The following is a 19,268-nucleotide window of genomic DNA, read 5'->3' on the forward strand; positions in this document are numbered from 1 at the left end:
CTATGACCGATATCCATGATTTTCAGGGCAATATTCTCTGCAACACGTCCTCCGTCCTGGGGGAAGGCCCGACTTACGACCCCGACACGGACACCGTCTGGTGGTTCAATATTCTCGGCAAGGAACTGCACGAATTGCACCTGCCGACGGGCAAGAAACAGGTTCACCAGCTGCCGATGATGGCAAGCGTGCTGGCCCGCGTCGATGCGGAACGGCAGATGATCGCCACGGAACAGGGCCTCTTCCTTCGCAACATCGCGACCGGCGAGCTGAGTTTTTATGCGGCCATCGAGGCCGACAAGCCGGAGAACCGCTCCAATGACGGGCGCACGCATATTTCCGGGTCGCTCTGGATCGGCACCATGGGCAAGCGCGCGGAGATGCAGGCGGGCGCCATCTATCATGTCGCCGGCGGCAAGGTCACCAAGATCTTCGATCAGATCAGCATTCCGAACTCCATCTGCTTTTCGCCCGACGGCACGATCGGCTATTTCACCGACACGCGTGTCAGCCAGCTCATGCGTGTTCTCGTCGACCCGGAGACGGGGCTTCCGACGGGCGAGCCGATCGTCATGGTCGACAGCATGGAAGATCCGGGCGGGCTCGACGGCTCGGTCTGTGACGCCGATGGCTATATCTGGAACGCGCGCTGGGGCTCCGGTTTCGTCGATAAATACAGCCCGGACGGCCTGCGCATCGAACGTTATCGCGTTCCCGCCATGCAACCTTCCTGCCCGGCCTTTATCGGCAAGAATGCCGACCGGCTGGCAGTGACGACCGCCTGGGAAGGATTGGACGACGAAGCCCGTTCCATGCAACCCCAGGCCGGCGCGCTCCTGGAACTCGGCCCGACCGTGAAGGGCGTCTTCGACCCGAAATACAAACTGTGATTGAAATCCCTCTTCAGGCGCTCCGTACTTGAAGAGGGATTTGCTTTGACGATCGACACCCTATCAGCTTCCACTGGTTTGCAAAAAATCTGAATCCGTATCGATCTCTTTTCTAGTTCAGCCAGTCCCTCAGGTTGTTTTTTGAAACGGCAACCTATTGTTTTCATGTTCGGTTCCCTTCATTTTCAACTTGCAGGCCACCGACTTCTGCAACTTTTGACGGAACCAAAACCTCAGTGAACCATTTGCCTTTATAACCGACACGATGAATGTCGGTAAACGGAGGTTCCACTCGCGCTGGTAAGCATGCGCATCCGATAAAGCATGCCCATCAGAATGAAAGGTAGGTTCACGATGACTGGGAAACTCTTCACTTCTGTCGCTGCAGGCGCAATCTTTGCCACCGCCTCGGTGCTTTCGCCGATGGCGTACGCTCAGGCGCAGCAACCGTCGAACGGCGGTACCGGCAACGCGCCGGTGACGCAATCGGCCCCTGCAACGCCGGACGCCGCAAAGCCGGATAGTTCGACGCCGGAGACCAAGGCTCAGGCGCCCGCTCCGACTGGCACTCAACAGGCCAGCGGCTACCTGACCACACAGTCGGCTGATCAGATCAGTGCCAAGACCTATATGGGCCAGTCGGTCTATAATGGTCAGAACGAAAGCATCGGTAGCATCAACGACCTGATCCTGCAGAAGCAGGGCGGTGTTGTCGCCGCGATCGTCGGCGTCGGCGGCTTCCTTGGCATCGGCCAGAAGAACGTCGCCGTACCGTTCGACAAGATCAATGCGACGCAGAATCCGCAGGACGGCACGGTCAAGCTCACGACGACCGAAACGGCCGACTCGCTGAAGGCCGCGCCGGAATTCAAGACGCTGGCAATGCAGGCTTCCGACAAGGCGGCAAGCTCGGCGGGTACGTCGACAATGCCGGCGACGGACAACACTACGACTTCGTCGACCACCAACAAATAATGCTCAAATAAAATAACGGTCAGGCGAAATGCAGAAGCGGCGGCCCTTCCCCGGCCGCCGCTTTCTTTGTTTTCCGGAACGAAAAGCCGCTGCGCACCTTTCGTGAACTTGGCTTCAAGCATACCGCGCAAAAGTGTGCAGCGGTTTTGCGACAATGACATGCCCAAGATCAAAGGCCTGAAGCGCGGGAAGTGAATCTGAAAGATCGCGTTGCGCTTCAGGCGATCTCGCGTTCGTTGCTGAGTTCCAAATAGTGGCTTTGCAGATAACGCAGGGTCGCGGCGCTGTCGGCCGGCTTGCCGAAATAATAGCCCTGCCCCATGGCACAGCCCAGCGCCTTCAGTTTCGCCGCTTCTGCATATTCCTCGATGCCTTCCGCCACCACGCGCAGTTCGAGCCCCTCACACATGGCCAGCACCGCCTTGATGATATGTTCGGACACCCGATCCGAATTCATGCGAGAGACGAAGGCGCGGTCTATCTTAACCTTGTCGAAGATGAATTCGCGCAAGCGCCCGAGGCTGGATTGACCGGTGCCGAAGTCATCGAGCGAGATGCGCGCACCCGCGGCGCGGAGATCGGCTATGATGCGTTGCGCCGTGTCGGCCGAACTCATGACCGCCGTTTCGGTGATTTCAAGCTCGAGGCGATGTGGATCGAGGCCGGCGCGCGCAAGGATGGCAAGGATGCTGCTGCTGGTCCCGGGATCCATCAATTGCGCCGAAGACAAATTGAAGGACAGGAAAAGCTCGCGCGGCCAGGAAAGCGCCGCCTCTGCCGCCTTCCGCAGAAGCGTTTCGGACAAGGCATCGATGAAGCCGCGCTCCTCGGCGAGCGGCACGAAGACAGCCGGGGAGACGAAGCCGAGGTCCCGATCGTTCCAGCGAGCGAGTGCCTCGAAGCCGACAACCATGTTGTTGGCGAGTGAAACGATTGGCTGGAAATGCACATCGATGGCATCCGAAATGATGGCATTGCGCAGCGCCTGCTCAAGCTGGGTCGCGCGCTTCATTTCCTGAGCGATTTCTCTGGAATAGACGGTGATCTGCCCGCGGCCGCGACGCTTGGAACGGTAAAGCGCAGTTTCCGCATTCTTCAGGAGGTCGTCGAATTCCTCTCCGGCGAAAGGATGGATGGCGAAGCCGAAAGAGGCGGAAAGCCTGACATTGCGATCGCCGAGATCATAGGGTGCCGAAAGCACCTCGCGGATCATCTGCCCGAACTTCTCGGCTCCGACGCGCTCGAAAACCAAGGGAAGAACAAAGGCGAATTCGTCGCCGTCATGGCGCGTCACCGTCGCTCCATCGGGAATGCAGGCCTTGAGGCGATGCGCGACCTGGCAGAGAATTTCGTCGCCGGCTTCGACCCCAAACAGGTCGTTGATCGGCTTGAAGGCATCCAGATTGACGATGCCGATGGTGAAGGGTGCCGGATCGCTGGCCCGCTCGAGCGAAATCGAGCGCGTGCGTTCGCGCATACGATGTCGATTGCCCAATCCGGTGAGCGGATCGGTATAAGCGATTGCCTGTGGCTCCTGACTGACTGGCCCTGGCAGCGTTTCAGCCGATTTCATATGCGGTCCCGACGTTTTCTCCACCCTCTAAAAAGCATGACGGCGAAGTCTTAACAAAGAATAGCGGGAGGACGGTGATTCAATGCCGGCGATAAGTTGTCGTCACCGACGATCTCCTTGTAACATCTATCTATTTTGCGCCTTGTGGAGACTGCGCATATACTTCTGGAACACCATCTCGATGATGTCGGGACTGACCGGTTTCAGGATGACATCGTCCATGCCGGCATTCCCACACTCCTTGCGGTCGCGCTCGAAGGCCTGCGTCAGCACACCGACGATCGGCGTATGGGAGCCGGCCCCATTCTCCGCATTGCGGATCAGCCTTGCGGCCTCGAAGCCATTCAGGCCGGGCAGCGAAATATCCATCAGGATCAGCTCCGGGCGATGCTCCTGCCACAACCGCACCGCCTCGTCGCCGCTTGCAGCGATCACATAGCTATATCCCAAACCTTCCAGGATCTGAGAGAAGACGATCTGATTGATGTCGTTATCTTCGGCGACGAGGATCTGTGCGCGACGATCGTCACCGGCCGTGCGACGCCATTCCGGCAAGAGCCCCGCTTCCGTAACATCCCCGGGCTCGCCGCGGATATTGCGGTTGACATGGCGAGCGATCAGAAAGGCAAGTTCCGTGGCAAGCTGCGAACCATCCAACGACAGAGCGGCAAGGTTCTGCCGTTCGGCCAGCTCGATGCCGCGCTTGCCCAGCTGGTTGTCGACGATGACCAGATCGATCTTGACGCCGTGCGCACTCGCCACGTCCAGAAACGCCGCCTCTTCGTTCTCATTATGAACGACGCAAGCCTCGAAACCGTATTTCTCGAGTGTCTTCAACGCCGCCGTTTCTGCAGCAAAGTCAGGCGTAACGACGAGAACCTTGCGGCCGCTGAAACTTTCCGGAACGAAGGTCTCCATGGCGGCAGGACGGCGCGAAATGGTCTGCAACGCGGCCATGGGGACATAGGCACGCCGATAGGAGCGGTCGCTGTTTTCCCGGATATGCGAGGCAAGCGCGAATTCGTCGAAATCGCCACCATCCTTGGGCAGATCCTGCATGGTGCAGACAAGGAAATAGCGGCCGGATTTGCCGATACGCTGCTTGCGCGTCACGATATCGCGCTCGATGCCGTCGCGGGCAATCTGGCGCTGCCGCGAGATCGACATCTCGCCGGTCTCGATCACATGCCGGTCGCTCTCGTGGAAGCGATTGGCAAGATCCGTGGAAAAGAGATCGATGCTCTTGCGACCCCGCACCTCATCGGCCGCCGTCTGGTATTTTTCGCAGAACGCCCTGTTGACCGCGACATAGACGAGGTTTTCGTCCTTGACGAATACCGGGAATGGCAGGTTATCGAGAATATCCTCGGTCAGCTGCACGCGCTCCATGTCGACGCGCCATTGCTCTTCGCGCTTCTTGACGTCGGAGACGTCGGAGATGATGCAGAAGCCGATGCCGGAAGACAGCCGCCGCTTGCTGATGCGCACCCAACGGTCATCGGTGAAATGCTCCGTCGTCTCGAAGCGTTCCCGCCAGTGCGAGGCAATGCGCTGCGATATCCAGCTATCGCGGTTGGCGGCCGTCTTGGCCTGATTTGCCAGAGGCCGCATGCCCGTGTCGAAGACGGCACCGAGAAAGTCGCGCAATCGCGTCGACGGCCGCAGGTATTCCGGTTGGATCGGGAAGAAATTCAGAACCTGGCGGCTGGCGAACAGCAGCAGATCGTTCTTGTCATAGGCAAAGAACGCGCTGGAAAGACCGTCACAGAAAGCATCGAAGAACATCGCCTGCAGATTGCCGCCAAAGGACGCATCCGCAGTCGCCTTTGCCAGGGCTGCCTTGTCAATCTCGGCAGTCATTCGTCCGATTCCTACGCTCAACCAGTTTTACAGCAGGGCAAACCGACGGGTGGCCTGCTCGATAAAGGGATGTTTGAAAAGTTGCATGCTGGCCTGTGTACTTGAAGCAGATGGCGCCTGGCTCATGAAAGTTGACGGCCACCAACCTGCCATCAAGAGCCGTCGGCACGCACGAAGCGCGCCACCTGTAGTCATTTCAAGCTTCTCTCCTACAACCTGTCATCATTCCCTTAAGCATTGATTAAATTTCTTAACAAAGCCCCAGAGGCGGAAACGGTGAAAGAAGGCGGGCCGATCGCCTTTCCTCTTTCCACGCCGCCGCGAATCCACGACAATGACGCCATGGCCATCAAGCAACTCTCCGAAACATTGATCAACCAGATCGCCGCCGGTGAAGTGATCGAACGCCCGGCAAGTGCTGCCAAGGAGCTGATCGAAAACGCTCTGGACGCTGGCGCCACGCGCATCGAGATCGCGACTGCCGGCGGCGGCAAGGCGCTGCTGCGTGTGACGGACAACGGCTCCGGCATGGAAGAGGCGGATCTGGAACTTGCTGTCCGCCGTCATTGCACCTCGAAGATATCCGAAACGCTCGACGATATCCGCACCCTCGGTTTCCGCGGCGAAGCCCTGCCTTCCATCGGTTCCGTGGCGAAGCTTTCGATCGCGAGCCGCAGGATGGGTGCAACTGGCGGCGCGGAGATCGCGGTTGCCGGCGGCAAGGTTCTGTATCTGCGCCCGGCGGCCGCCAATCCCGGCACGATCGTCGAGGTGCGCGATCTGTTCTTTGCGACGCCGGCGCGCCTGAAATTCCTGAAAACCGAGAAGGCGGAGGCGGCCGCGATCACCGAGGTCGTCAAGCGCATGGCGATTGCCTTTCCGCGCGTCCGTTTCGTGCTGTCGGGCAGCGACCGCTCGACGCTGGAATTTCCGGCGACCGGCGATGATCATCTCGCCCGCATGGCGCAGGTACTCGGCGCCGAATTCAAGGACAATGCCATCGCGCTCGACGCCGAGCGCGAGGATGTAAGCCTGACCGGATTTGCCGGCGTGCCGACCTTCAACCGCGGCAACTCCGCCCATCAATATGCCTTCGTCAACGGCCGGCCGGTGCAGGACAAGCTGATCCTTTCGGCGATCCGCGGCGCCTATGCCGAAACCATCCCCGCCGGACGCTATCCCATCGCCGTGCTTTCGCTGACGCTCGATCCGGCGCTGGTCGACGTCAACGTGCATCCGGCGAAATCCGACGTGCGCTTCCGCGATCCGGGGCTGGTGCGCGGCCTGATCGTCGGTGCCGTTCGAGAAGCTCTGGCGCGCGAGGGCGACCGCGCGGCTACGACCGGCGCGGACGGCATGCTGCGCGCCTTCACCGCCGGTCGTTCCGGCTTCCAGCCGGGTTGGCGACCCTCGCCAGCTCCGGCCCCTTGGGCGGCCGAAACGTCACCGTCCCGTCCCTACGAAAGAGCGGCGGCAACGGCAGGCTACGGATTTGCCGAAAGACCGCAGGCCGCCTTCGAGGGACTTGCCATGCCCACCGCGCGCGCCGAAGTGGCGCCCCCGGTGGAACCAATGCGAACCGAGGAGCCGGCGCGCTTTCCGCTGGGTGCCGCCCGCGCGCAGCTGCACGAGAACTATATCGTCGCCCAGACGGAGAACGGGCTTGTGATCGTCGATCAGCATGCAGCTCATGAGCGGCTGGTGTTCGAGGCCATGCGCAAGGCCTTGCATTCGAAGCGGCTGTCCTCGCAGGTGCTGCTCATTCCCGAAATCGTCGACTTGCCCGAGGAGGATTGCGACCGGCTGATGGTGTTTGCCGAGGAACTCGGCGAGCTGGGGCTCGCCATCGAACGCTTCGGGCCAGGAGCAGTCGCCGTAAGGGAAACGCCGGCCATGCTGGGCGAGGTCGACGCACAGGGCCTGGTCCGGCAGTTGGCCGATGAGATCGCCGAATGGGATACCGCCTCTGGCCTTGCCGCCAAGCTGGAATATGTGGCCGCGACCATGGCCTGCCACGGTTCGGTGCGCTCGGGCCGGCGCTTGCGACCGGAAGAAATGAATGCGCTTTTACGGCAAATGGAGGCCACGCCCGGGTCCGGGCAGTGCAATCACGGACGGCCGACCTATATCGAGCTGAAGCTTTCGGACATCGAGCGGCTCTTCGGGCGCAGCTGACGGCAGCCGTTTCGAAAGGAACTTTCCGGGGAATGCTCTGGAAAAGTCTCCCCCGCTGCATAATTTTATCGTTATGTCGAAGTCGATTTGGGGATAGAATTATGCAGCAGATTTAAAGTGCTGCAGCGACCTTTACGCGTCATATTTGACGGGCGGCGCTGTAGTGCGGTATGGCAAACAGATGACAGAGATCAAGGACGGCGTCAGATGAATCTTTTCGAAGGACATGGAAACCGCGAGGCGAAAGTTCGCTATCTCGACGGCGATTTCCAAATCCTGATGCCTGGCTCCTATGTCGTCTGCGCCATGACCGGCAAACATATCGCGCTCGATGAACTGCGCTATTGGAGCGTTGCCCGCCAGGAGCCCTATGCCGACGTCATCACCTCGCTCGAAGCCGAAAAGCGCGCCGGCGCGCTGCCCAATCAGAAGCGCTGATTTCTCGCTGAGCAGCTGATCTAGTTTTAAGCCGTTTTGCCGCGCTTTTCCCGCAGTCGACGCTCGCGGGCGGCTGCAATGGCCCTGTCGATAATCAGAGCCGGCGCCTGCGGATCGGCAAAGACCATGTCGATCTCGACTACCCTGCAGCGCTGCAGCAATTCGTCGGCGCGCCCATGATGGCCGATCAGGCGCACATAGTCCTTCGATGTCGTGACGATTTCCAACCCTTCGCGCGAGGCTATGTCGAGCATGTCGGAGACATCGTCTTCACCGGGATGTTCATGATCGCCGAAGCTGCGCGCGATTACGATGTCGGCCCCCAGCGTCTCGACCGTGCGGAAGAACTTGGCCGGATCGGCAATGCCGGCGAAGGCAAGCACCTTGCGGCCGCGCAAATCCTCCTGCCCACGCACCCTGACGCTTGCGGAAAAGAAGGGCTTCCCTGCCCTCGCCGCCAGGCGAACGATGCGATCGGCGGCAGTGCCCTCACCCACCTTCAAGAGAGCGGATGCATAAAGAAGCTGTGTGCGCAGCGGCGCACGCACAGGGCCGCCTGGAACGAGATGGCCGTTGCCGATGCCTCTGCCGGCATCGATCACGACCAGCGCGTAGTCGATCGCAAGCTGCGCGCTTTGGAAACCATCATCCATGATGATGAGGTCGGCGCCCTCCCGCACCAACCTTTCCGCGCCATCGGCCCGGCGACGGGCAATGACCGTCAGCGCCTCACGGGCAAGCAGCAGCGGCTCGTCGCCAACGGCCGTGGCATGATGATGCGAGGGATCGACGATCGTGGTGACGTCGAGCGAACCGCCATAGCCGCGGCTGAGGAACCCTGGCTTCAGCCCCTTGGCTTTGGCAGCCTGGGCAAGCGCAAGCGCCGTCGGCGTCTTGCCGGCGCCGCCGACCGTGAAATTACCGACGCAGATAACAGGCACCGGCACGGAGGCGCGTTTGCCATTCACCATGCGATGCCCGGCGATACGGCCATACAGGAAGGAAAAGGGTGAGAGCCCCCAAGCACGCCAATCCGGCTTTCGCCACCAGAAAGGTGGGGCTTCCGATACCATGCGTCTAATCCAGCCCTATTCTTGTGCCTGCGACGAACCGCAAGAAAAGGCAGATTGCGTGAAAAAGCAAGCCATTGCCACGATCAGGCCGATTGCGCCGCGGGCATGAGCAGGCCTTCCAGCTCGGTAATGTCGTTGAGGCAATAGTCCGATGCCCCCGTCAGCGTCTCGCGCGAGCCGGTGCCCGTCAGCACGCCGACGGTCAGGCCGACGCCGGCGTTGCGGCCCATATGAAGGTCGTGATTGTTGTCGCCGACGACGGCGACCTGTGCCGGCGAAAGACCGGTTGCCGCATAGAAGCCGAGCACCATGCCCGGCTCCGGTTTGGTGCCGAAGCCGCTGTCATAGCCGGCGATGTAATCGAGATAATCGATGAAGCCGAAGCGGCGCGCCGTCTGGCGGATGGAGCGCTCATTGTCGCTGGAGGCAACGCCGAGCTTGTAACCGCGCTCATGCAGCCGCCGGAAAAAGGCCGAAAGATCGGTGACGGGCGAGGAGAAATCGGCCGCATGCGCAAAAAGCGCATCGAGTTTCTCCACCAATTCCGCGACATCCACTTTCGAGCCGGCGGCCACCAGCCCCTCCGAAATCTGTCGGGTATTACCTGCCGCAAGCAGGCTGTCCGGAACGATGTGGCCGGTGATCGGATCCATGCCGCAGGCGGAGAGAAGATGATCGGCGAGAATGGGATCGTCCTGAGCGGCAATCCTGGCGAGCTCGCGATTGACCGGCAGCCAGCTCTGATCATAATCGAGCAGCGTGCCGTCCTTGTCGAAAAGAATGCCCGCAATCGCTCCTAGCTTGACCGCCGTCATGCCCTTGCCTTCTTAACCGTTCGCCATCGTCTTCGGCATCAGTCGCGCCTTCACTGAAAGCGGATTGATATAGGGCTCCAGCCCTTTCACCGTTGCTGCCAGTGCACCACGCATTTCATGCACGGCTGCGAAGCCGGCATCGATCATGCTGCGTCGCGCCGTGTCGTTGGTGAGCAAATAATGCACGCCGCGCGCCAGCATCTCGGTATCGCGTACCATACGGGCGCTGCCGCGGCGGGCGAGCAACTGATAGGAGTCGCGGAAATTCTGGACATGGCCGCCCGTCAGGATCGCGCAGCCGAGCATGGCCGGCTCGAGCGGATTCTGGCCACCCTCGTTGAACAGCGATTTGCCCATGAAGGCCACTTCCGTCATCCGCAGGTAAAGCCCCATCTCGCCGATCGTATCGCCAAGGAAGACGTCGACATCCGGCGAGAGAATATCGTTGCGGGTGCGACGCGCCACCTTCAGGCCCTGTTCAACGAGCATAGCCTCGATCGCGTCGCAGCGCTCCGGATGACGCGGCACGATGATGGTGAGCTGGCCGTTGTGCTCCTTCAGCATCTTATGGACGGATGCCGCGGCACTTTCCTCACCGTCGAAAGTAGAGACCGCAGCCCATGTCTTGCGGTCGCCGACCTGCTTCATGTAGCCGGCAAGCGTCGGCGCATCGTAGGACGGCGCGTCCGTGTCCACCTTGAGATTGCCCGACCTGATCACCTGCACGGCACCGAGATCACGGAAGCGTTCTGCGTCGAGATCCGACTGGGCCACGACCAGGGCCAAGTTTTCGAACAGCGCCTCGGCAAGCGTAGGATGGCGGCTCCAGCGGGCAAAGGAGCGATCCGACATGCGGGCATTGACGAGGATCTGCGGAATGCGTCTGCGGCCGAGCTCCGTGATGGTCGTCGGCCAGATCTCGGATTCGGCGAAAATAGCGCAATCGGGCTGCCAGTATTCGAGGAAGCGCTTGATGGCAGGCTTGAGATCGAGCGGCACGTATTGATGAATGACCTCTTCACCTAGGCGCTGATGTGCGACCTTGGCCGAAGTGATCGTGCCCGTCGTCAGGATGACGTGAATGTCGCGGCGACGGATTTCACGGATCAGCGGAATGACGGCAGATGTCTCGCCGACACTTGCCGCGTGGAACCAGATCAACGGCCCTTGTGGACGATTGGCGCTCGCATAACCGGAACGCTCCAGTTTGCGGGAACCCTCCTCCTTGCCCTTCGCCGCGCGAACGGCAAGATAAGGCCCGATGAACGGATAAACCGCGATCCCGCCAAAACGATAGGCGCTCAAGGCAAGACGCGCCCTGAGGCTACTCATTTCGATCGCCTCCTATCCCAGCTGATCATCATCTATGCCAAATCCCGATTGTCAGACGGCCGAATAAGCAGCCGAATTTTCGTTCTTATTGTGTCAAGGATACTGCTTCATGGCCGGATTTAAAGCGAGAACGCCTCACCGACTGGAGATATCAAATGCAATTTCGCTGATGCGGCCTCAGGATGCCGCTTTTTCCTGAGGATCGAGCAAGCGATGCAGATGGACGATGAAATAACGCATATGAGCGTTGTCGACAGTCTGCTGCGCCTTGGATTTCCATGCCGTCAGCGCACTCGCATAGTCGGGATACATGCCGACGATATCGAGCTCGTTGAGATTGCGGAATTGAACGTCTTCGAGGTTTTCCAGTTCACCGCCGAAGACTAGGTGCAGGAGCTGCTTCTTGCCGCTGGTATCAGTCATTTTCGTCTCTTTCTACTATCGTCCCCCTCCGCTCTTCATCTGAGGGATTTTGCCCGAAAGGTCAACCGTCTCGTCGGTGCGAGAGCTGACGGAGAAACTCCGGCAATTGCGATGCCGATGCCCCGCAAAGTTCGTCATGCGATACCTCGGCGCGATTGTAGCGCAGGACGTTGCCCGAGAGATCCACGAGAGCGCCACCGGCCCGCTGCAGAATGAGATCGGCGGCCGCCAGATCCCAGTCATGCGAGTTGCGCTTGACGATGGTTCCTTCGAGGCGGCCGTCCGCCACCATGGCGAGGCGATAGGCAAGCGAGGGAACGTGCTTCACCCGCTCGACCGTCTTGCGGAAATCCGGATCGACGCCCTTCAGCATATCCTCGCCGGTCGCCAGACGATGGACTTCGTCACCGATCCTCTCGGAAACGTGGATCGGCTCGCCGTTCTTCAAAGCCGGCCCATCGGCGGTTGCCACGAACAGCTCGTCCAGCGCCGGCGCATAAAGAACGCCGGCGACGGGCCGGCCATCGGTGACGACGGCAACGCTGACACACCAAAGATCCAAGCCTGAGAGAAAGCCGCGGGTTCCGTCGATCGGATCGACGACGAAAACGGTCGCGTGCTTCAGCCGCGCGGCATCGTCATCGGTTTCCTCGGAAAGCCAGCCATAATCCGGCCGCGCCGAGCGCAGGGTGGCGGCGAGGCTCTCATTGGCGGCAAAATCGGCAGCGCTGACCGGGGACTGGCCGTTGTTCTTCCACCAGACCTCCGGCGATTGCCGGAAGAAACCGAGAGCGATCTTGCCCGCCTCGAGCGCTGCACCCACGAGCAGGTCCACATCGCTCAAACGGCCGGCCTTCTGGCTATCGATCATTCACAAATTCCAATCTCCGCTCTTTTTCAGCGGCCAGCCAGCGTCATGCCTTCGATCGCAAGCGTCGGAGCGGCGACACCGAAATCGCGATCGATATCGCTCGCCGGCGTCACACGCATGAACATGTCCTTCAAATTGGAGGCGATCGTCACCTCCGAAACGGGGAAGGTCAATTCGCCGTTCTCGATCCAGAAGCCTGTCGCGCCTCGGCTGTATTCGCCTGTTATCATGTTGACGCCCTGGCCGATCAGCTCGGTCACATAGAAGCCCGTTCCGACACTGCGGATCAGTTCTTCCGGCGAAATATCGCCCGGTTCCAGCGCCAGGTTGGTGGACGCGGGCGATACGGATGTGCCGCCGCGCACGCCGCGACCGTTGGTCTTAAGGCCGCCGCCGATTTCCCGCGCCGTCGCCGTGGACAGGAACCAGGACTGCAGCACGCCGTCCTCGATCATGACGAGCCGCTTGCCGGACACACCCTCGCCGTCGAAGGGACGCGAGGATGGGCCACGCACGATCAGCGGATCGTCCGTGATCGAGAGGCCTGATTTCAGCACCTGCTGGCCCATCTTGTCGCGCAGGAAGCTGGTCTTGCGGGCGACGGAAGCACCGTTGATCGCGCCGGCAATGTGGCCGACGAAGCCGCGGGCGACGCGCGGATCGAAAACGACGGTGACGTTCTTGCCCGTCGGAACCTGGCGCGGATTGAGCCGCTTGACGACGCGTTCGCCAGCGCGGCGGCCGATTTCCTCGGCCGCATCCAGCTCCGCAAAATAGAGGCGGCTGTCGAAATCATAGTCGCGCTCCATGCCGGTGCCTTCGCCGGCAATGACGCTGACGGAGCGCCCGAAGCGCGAGCCCATATAGTGGCCAGAAAAGCCATGCGAGGTGACGAGCACGAGCCCGCCCATGCCGGCCGAAGCGCCGGCGCCGGAGGAGTTGGTGACGCCGGGAACGGCAAGTGCGGCCGCTTCGGTCGCAAGGGCCGCTTCACGCAGCTGCCCGGTGGAAACCTCGGTCGAGTCGAACAGTTCGAGATCAAGGTAGCTCTTGGCGAGATCCGCCTCATCGGCGAGGCAGGCAAAGGGATCTTCCGGCGAAACCTTGGCCATGGCGACCGCGCGTTCGGCGAGAGCGTCGAGATCGAAGCCGGGATTGGCGGAAACGCTGGCCACGCGATTGCCGACGAAGACCCTCAGCGAGAAATCGTCGCTCTCGGAAGACTCCGTGCCCTCGACCTTGCCGAGGCGGACGCTGACGGAATGGGCTCTCGATCGCACCACGACGGCATCAGCGGCATCCGCACCGGCTTTCCGGGCAAGATCGATCAACTGGCTGGCGCGGGAAAGCAGAGTGGCGGAATCGATTTCAGAGGTCATGACTTGGCCTTTCCTTCGCGTTCCATTTATTGTGCACTACATGAAGCATCAAGGGCGGCAAAGCCGATTCTTGTTCTAATCCCTTCACGCATGGTCGTTTATCACGACCATGTGTCGCAACACCGCCTGCCCCATAGAAAGAAACAGACGATGTCCGCCGCCAATAGCCTCTTCACCGAAACCCTGATGCTGCTCGGAGGCGCCGTCGTTACTGCGCCGATCTTCAAAAAACTCGGATTGGGGACAGTGCTTGGCTATCTGGCTGCCGGTGTGGTGATCGGCCCTGTCCTGCACGGCATCGGCGACAGTGAAGCCGTGCTTGCCGTGGCAGAGCTGGGCGTCGTCTTTCTGTTGTTCATCATCGGCCTGGAATTGAAACCCTCGCGCCTTTGGCAGATGCGGCGGGATATTTTCGGTCTCGGCTCGGCGCAGGTGATTTTGAGCGGTCTCGCCCTGATGCTCGCCGCCTTTTTCGGCGGCATTGCCGGATGGAAGGGCAGCATCATTATCGGCTTCGGCTTGGCGCTCTCCTCGACCGCCTTTGCCATGCAGATCCTGGAACAGCAGGGTGACGTCAATACGAAATACGGGCAGCGTTCCTTCTCCATGCTGCTGCTGCAGGATCTTGCCATCGTGCCGCTGCTGGCGCTCATCACCGTCCTCGACGGGCCGAAGGAAACAACCAATCCGCTCCCGGATCTTGCGATCGCCATCGGGGCGGTAGCGGCCATGGTCATCGCCGGCCGCTATCTGCTGACGCCGCTCTTCCAGGTGATCGCGCGCACCGGCGCACGCGAAGCGATGATTGCCGCCGCTCTCCTCGTCGTCATGGGATCGGCGACGCTGATGCAGCTTGCCGGCCTCTCGATGGCAATGGGCGCCTTTCTCTCCGGCGTGATGCTCGCGGAATCCTCTTATCGTCACGAGCTGGAAGCGGATATCGAGCCCTTCCGCGGCGTGCTGCTCGCTATCTTCTTCATCGCCGTCGGCCTGTCGCTGAAACTTGAGGTCATCCTCGATAACTGGATGCTGATCCTGCTCGCCGTGCCGGTCATGATGATCATCAAGGCGATCGTGATCTATGCGCTCTGCCGCGTGACGGGCTCGCCGCACAATGATGCCGTCCGCATCGCCGGCCTGCTGCCGCAAGGCGGTGAATTCGGCTTCGTGCTCTTCAGCGCCGCCAGCGCCAGCGGCGGTCTCTTCTCGGCCAATACGGCCTCGATGCTGATCGCCATCGTCACGCTGTCGATGGCGCTGACCCCGCTCACGGCGGCGCTTTCGAATTGGCTGATGAAAGGCGACACGCAGGAGGAACTGGACGAGGATTTCGAAGGCGCCGGTTCCGACGTGCTGATGATCGGCTTTTCGCGTTTCGGCCAGATTGCCGCGCAGATACTGCTTGCCGGCGGCCGCGACGTGACGGTGATCGATTTTTCCGCCGATCGCATCCGCCAAGCATCGAGCTTCGGCTTCCGCATCTATTTCGGCGACGGAACCCGCAAGGACGTGCTGCGCTCCGCAGGCATCGACCGCGCCAAGATCGTCGTCGTCAGCACGCATCAGCGCGAGATTACCAACAAGATCGTCGAGCTCGTACAGACGGATTACCCGCATGCGCGCCTATTCGTCCGCTCCTATGACCGTATTCACTCGATCGAGCTGCGGCACAAGGGCGTGGATTACGAGCTGCGCGAGACACTGGAATCCGGCCTGCTCTTCGGCCGCCGTACCCTGGAAGCGCTCGGCGTCAGCGAAACGGAAGCCTATGAGATCGGCGAGGATATTCGTAAGCGCGACGAACAACGGCTGGTGCTGCAGGTCAGCGAAGGACTGCAGGCAGGCACCGATATGCTCTATTCCCGCCCGGTCAAGCCGGAGCCGCTGGTGAAACCGAAGCGCTCGGCCGACACCTACAGCGATGCCGACGATCTCGTCGCCTTGCCGCAGGAGGAGCCGGAGCGGGTTTAGACACCTTCGCCTCTCGATTTCTGGCTCAAGCCGCATCCCGCGCTTCTGCCTGAATGCTAGCTCTTCGCCGTCATCACCCGGTCGAGCGCGAATTTCAGCTCGTCCTTGACGCCGGCCGACATGGCGAGGATATCGCGTGCCTTCAGGAAGTCGAGGACGCCGGTGCGGCCGACGGTGGGGCGCAGGAAGATCTGCGGTGCCTGCAGACGCAGCTTCAAGGCAATGTTGGACTGCATGGTGAGCTGGCCTGCGCCGAACAGGCTTTCGATGCGGTTCGGAATATGCCGGCCGCCGCCCTCCGGGCCGCCGACGACGTCGATGCCGATGATGATATCGGCAAGTCCGGCGAGATGCTCGTAAGGAACCGGGTTCATGATGCCGCCGTCGATCATCACGCGGTCCCCGAGCTTGACCGGCATGAACACGGCGGGAATGGCGGCAGAGGCGGCAAGCACGGGGAAGAGTTCGCCCTTCTCGATGACGACCTCCGCCTGGTCGTAATAATCGGTCGTGATCACCTTCAGCGGGACATGCAGCTCGGAAAAGCTTTCCGGAATGGCCGGCGGCAGAAAGGTGCGCAGAATGCGTTCGAGATTGAACTGACCGAAGCGGATGCTGCGCATGCTGACCGGCCGCAGGCTCCAGATCTTGTTGAGAACGGCCGGGCGATTGCCGACGGTTGCCAGGGTATAATCGCGGATCTCAGCACCGCTCATGCCGACGGCCATGGCCGCGCCCATGATCGAGCCGATGGAGGAGCCTGCTATGGCGACGGGGCGGATACCAAGCTCGTCCAGCGCCTCGATGATATGAATATGGGCGAGACCCCGCGCACCGCCGCAGCCGAAGGCGACTGCGACGCTCGGCGTACCGGAAGCGGCAACCGGGTAATCGCTGCCGACGAAATCAGCATAATCGCCCATGTCTTTCTCCTTCCCCCGTTACGCCATCCTCGGCTGATAACGGAAGAAATGCATCTTGCTGTCGCCGAAGGTCCGTTCCTCCAGAAACAGGAAATCCGACGGCGCGGCAACTGTGACATCGGCGCGCTCCTCGAGGATCGCCAGAGCGCCCGGCACCAGCCAGCCACCGGCGGCGGCCGCCGCGAAAGCCTTCTCGCCCAGCCCCTTGCCGTATGGCGGGTCGGCGAAGAGAAAATCGAAGGGTTCGAGATTGCCGACGCTGCCGAGATCGGTCGCGTCGCGGCGCAGCATGCGCGTGCGGCCGTGCAGGCCTAGAGCATCGATATTTTCCCAGAGAAGGCCCCTGCCTTCGACGCTGCTTTCCACGAAGAGCACATGGCGGCAGCCGCGCGAGGCTGCCTCCAGCCCGACGGCACCGGTGCCGGCAAAGACGTCCATCATCCGGGTGCCGTCGATGGCTTCCGGATAGGCGTGGCTCAGGATGTTGAACAGGCTTTCGCGCGTGCGATCCGCCGTCGGACGAATATCGTTCGACTTCGGCGTTGCAAGCGAGCGCCCGCGAAACTCACCGCCGACGATCCTCACCACGCGTCAGCCCCTGCCGCCCTTGGGGCCGCCCCTGCCGGGGCCACCTCGACCGGAGCCACCGCGCGGACCGCCCGAGGGACGGCCTGCGCCACCCGGCTTGCCGCCAAAGCCGCGCGAACCACCGGGCTTACCACCCGGCTTGCCGCCAAAGGATTTGCCGCCGGGCTTCTTGCCGAAGGGCTTGCCGGCCGGCCGATCGCCGAAGGAACGCTCGCCCTGGGGGCGCTCGCCGAAGGGCCGTTCACCACGCGGCGGACGATCCGACCGCTGCTCGCCGCCGAAAGACCTGCCGCGCGGACGTTCGTCTCCCTCGGCACGCGGACGCCGGTCGCCACGGGGCTTGTCGCCGAAAGGCCGGTCGCCGCGCGCAGGCCGATCTCCGAAGGACCGTTCGGAGCGGGCTTCACCCTGGAAGGATTTCGCACGAGGACGGTCGCCACCCTCCGACCGAGAACCGCGTTCGCCGCGCGGACGATCGCTAAATGCCCGATCGCCGCGGGGACGATCACCAAACGGACGGTCCCCACGGGCCGGGCGATCACCCTGCGGGCGGTCGCCACGCGAGCGCTTGCGATCAAAGCCCTCATCATCGCCGCGCGACTTGCGCGGAGCTTCCTCGCTCGAACGGATCCATTCGCCATCGCCCTCGTCGACGCGATTGATGCGGACGCGCGGGCCTTCGTCCGCACGGTCGAAGCCGCTGCGCTGCGGGCGTTCAGTCTCGCCGCGCTTTGCAGCAGTCCTTGCATTCTTGGCCGCCTTCGCTGCCGCCTTTTCGCCGAGCGGGCGGGCACCTGGCGCCATCCAGACATTGGCGCTGCGACGCGGGCCGAGCGGCTGGCGCTTCGCCCTATCATCATCCTTGTGACCGCCTTCGCGGCGATCGTCACGCTTGGCATCGCGCTTGGTATCGAGGCGGCTGAGCGCACGCTCGCGCTTGTCCTCGGGACGCTCGCGGCGCGGGCGCTCTTCCTTGGCCGTGCGGGCCGGGGTCGTCCGAGCCGATTGGGCATCCGTCTCTTCGGCATCGGCAACGGCCGGTGCGTTGTACAGCGGGGCATCGAAATTCGCCTTGGCCTCCTCGACCAGGCGCGGACCCAGCTGATCGCGCAGCGTGCGGCCGCGCACCTCGAGCACATGGCCTTCCGGCAATTCGCCGAGCTGGAACGGGCCGTAGGAGATGCGGATCAGGCGGTTGACCTCAAGGCCGAGCGCACCGAGCACGTTCTTGATTTCGCGGTTCTTGCCCTCACGCAGTCCCATGGTGATCCAGACGTTGGAGCCTTGCGTGCGGTCGAGCGTCGCGTCGATCGAACCGTAGAGCACGCCATCGACGGCGATGCCTTCCTTCAGCTTGTCGAGCGCTTCCTGATCGATCTCGCCATGCGCGCGGACGCGATAGCGGCGCAGCCAGCCGGTGGTCGGCAGCTCCAGAACGCGGGCCAGACCACCGTCATTGGTCAAAAGCAGCAAACCTTCGGTGTTGATATCGAGGCGGCCGATCGACAGGACGCGCGGCAGCTCTTCCGGCAGGTTGTCGAAAACGGTCGGGCGCCCTTCCGGATCGGCATTGGTGGTCACCAGGCCGGCGGGCTTGTGATAGAGCCACAGGCGCGTGCGCTCGATGCCGCGGATCGGCACGCCGTCGACCTCGATCTTGTCGGCAAGGGTCACGTTGACAACGGGCGTATCCAGCGGCACGCCGTTCAGCCGAACGCGGCCGTCCAGGATCATGCGCTCGATATCGCGGCGCGAAGCCACGCCGGCGCGTGCCATCACCTTGGAAATGCGCTCGGCCTTTCCATCGCCTGCCACGGTTTCATCTGCGGCCTTGACGGCTGCTGCCTTCGCAGGCTTCGCGCCATCGCGTTTCATCGTCTTCTTGTCGCCAGCAAAGGGTTTAGACCCAGGCCGCTTGGGCTTGTCATTCATCGTCATTTGTTGTTTGCCTGAATTTTTAACGCGTGTTCCTATCAGGTCAC

At 61.8% G+C, this 19,268-nt stretch carries 16 protein-coding genes; 5 read left to right on the plus strand and 11 right to left on the minus strand.

From position 1 onward, the window contains the following. Window positions 1-2 precede the first annotated feature (2 nt). Together PH552_RS23360 and PH552_RS23365 are read left to right on the plus strand one after the other, a co-directional pair. Window positions 3-890: an SMP-30/gluconolactonase/LRE family protein gene (locus PH552_RS23360; protein WP_112341106.1), complete on the plus strand. Its 888-nt coding sequence runs from the start codon at window positions 3-5 to the stop codon at window positions 888-890. A gap of 354 nt (window positions 891-1,244) precedes the next feature. Then, window positions 1,245-1,865, plus strand: a complete 621-nt coding sequence (locus PH552_RS23365; protein ID WP_112341105.1) for a PRC-barrel domain-containing protein — start codon at window positions 1,245-1,247, stop codon at window positions 1,863-1,865. A 217-nt stretch (window positions 1,866-2,082) separates the two neighbouring features. On the opposite strand, the gene PH552_RS23370 is transcribed toward PH552_RS23365, so the two are convergent. Both PH552_RS23370 and PH552_RS23375 read right to left on the minus strand, forming a co-directional pair. Beyond that, on the minus strand, window positions 2,083-3,438 hold the full coding sequence (locus PH552_RS23370) for a putative bifunctional diguanylate cyclase/phosphodiesterase (RefSeq protein WP_112341104.1): 1,356 nt from the start codon (window positions 3,436-3,438) through the stop codon (window positions 2,083-2,085). A gap of 126 nt (window positions 3,439-3,564) precedes the next feature. Beyond that, on the minus strand, window positions 3,565-5,298 hold the full coding sequence (locus PH552_RS23375; RefSeq protein WP_183763240.1) for a response regulator: 1,734 nt from the start codon (window positions 5,296-5,298) through the stop codon (window positions 3,565-3,567). 342 nt (window positions 5,299-5,640) lie between these two features. Here PH552_RS23375 and mutL point away from each other — a divergent pair, with 342 nt between their 5' ends. Continuing rightward, a complete protein-coding gene (gene mutL / locus PH552_RS23380) occupies window positions 5,641-7,473 on the plus strand; it encodes a DNA mismatch repair endonuclease MutL (protein WP_183763324.1) in 1,833 nt (610 codons plus the stop codon). Window positions 7,474-7,680: 207 nt separating this feature from the next. After that, entirely contained in the window at window positions 7,681-7,911 is a 231-nt protein-coding gene (locus PH552_RS23385; protein WP_069612411.1) for a DUF2093 domain-containing protein, read from the plus strand. A gap of 26 nt (window positions 7,912-7,937) precedes the next feature. Here PH552_RS23385 and lpxK read toward each other — a convergent pair whose 3' ends face one another. From lpxK to PH552_RS23415, 6 genes are all read right to left on the minus strand, one after another. Further along, window positions 7,938-8,984 carry a tetraacyldisaccharide 4'-kinase gene (lpxK, locus tag PH552_RS23390; protein WP_183763237.1) on the minus strand — a complete coding sequence of 349 codons (1,047 nt, stop codon included), beginning with the start codon at window positions 8,982-8,984 and terminating at the stop codon, window positions 7,938-7,940. A gap of 83 nt (window positions 8,985-9,067) precedes the next feature. Further along, complete coding sequence (locus PH552_RS23395; protein ID WP_112341101.1) at window positions 9,068-9,799, minus strand: HAD family hydrolase; 732 nt, start codon at window positions 9,797-9,799, stop codon at window positions 9,068-9,070. A 12-nt stretch (window positions 9,800-9,811) separates the two neighbouring features. Next, window positions 9,812-11,131 carry a lipid IV(A) 3-deoxy-D-manno-octulosonic acid transferase gene (waaA, locus tag PH552_RS23400; protein ID WP_112341100.1) on the minus strand — a complete coding sequence of 440 codons (1,320 nt, stop codon included), beginning with the start codon at window positions 11,129-11,131 and terminating at the stop codon, window positions 9,812-9,814. A 177-nt stretch (window positions 11,132-11,308) separates the two neighbouring features. After that, window positions 11,309-11,554: a DUF4170 domain-containing protein gene (locus PH552_RS23405; protein WP_112341099.1), complete on the minus strand. Its 246-nt coding sequence runs from the start codon at window positions 11,552-11,554 to the stop codon at window positions 11,309-11,311. A gap of 61 nt (window positions 11,555-11,615) precedes the next feature. Continuing rightward, a complete protein-coding gene (locus PH552_RS23410; protein ID WP_112341098.1) occupies window positions 11,616-12,425 on the minus strand; it encodes a 3'(2'),5'-bisphosphate nucleotidase CysQ in 810 nt (269 codons plus the stop codon). 26 nt (window positions 12,426-12,451) lie between these two features. After that, window positions 12,452-13,804 (minus strand): TldD/PmbA family protein, encoded by a 1,353-nt coding sequence (locus PH552_RS23415; RefSeq protein WP_112341097.1) that lies wholly within the window; start codon window positions 13,802-13,804, stop codon window positions 12,452-12,454. Window positions 13,805-13,954: 150 nt separating this feature from the next. Between PH552_RS23415 and PH552_RS23420 the strand changes: the two genes are divergently transcribed. Next, window positions 13,955-15,775 (plus strand): monovalent cation:proton antiporter-2 (CPA2) family protein, encoded by a 1,821-nt coding sequence (locus PH552_RS23420; RefSeq protein WP_113251697.1) that lies wholly within the window; start codon window positions 13,955-13,957, stop codon window positions 15,773-15,775. A 56-nt stretch (window positions 15,776-15,831) separates the two neighbouring features. Here PH552_RS23420 and PH552_RS23425 read toward each other — a convergent pair whose 3' ends face one another. From PH552_RS23425 to PH552_RS23435, 3 genes are read right to left on the minus strand one after another with little or no spacing between them, the layout of a single operon-like run. Further along, the gene (locus PH552_RS23425; RefSeq protein ID WP_112341096.1) at window positions 15,832-16,698 is read right to left on the minus strand and encodes a patatin-like phospholipase family protein; all 867 of its coding nucleotides are present in this window, start codon (window positions 16,696-16,698) and stop codon (window positions 15,832-15,834) included. 18 nt (window positions 16,699-16,716) lie between these two features. After that, window positions 16,717-17,283, minus strand: coding sequence for a 16S rRNA (guanine(966)-N(2))-methyltransferase RsmD (rsmD, locus tag PH552_RS23430; protein ID WP_113251701.1), 567 nt, complete (start codon window positions 17,281-17,283; stop codon window positions 16,717-16,719). A 6-nt stretch (window positions 17,284-17,289) separates the two neighbouring features. Continuing rightward, window positions 17,290-19,224 carry a pseudouridine synthase gene (locus PH552_RS23435; protein ID WP_169644597.1) on the minus strand — a complete coding sequence of 645 codons (1,935 nt, stop codon included), beginning with the start codon at window positions 19,222-19,224 and terminating at the stop codon, window positions 17,290-17,292. Window positions 19,225-19,268 lie beyond the last annotated feature (44 nt).

It is taken from the genome of Rhizobium aureum, from assembly GCF_030182495.1.
Classification (GTDB): Bacteria; Pseudomonadota; Alphaproteobacteria; order Rhizobiales; family Rhizobiaceae; genus Rhizobium; species Rhizobium tropici_C.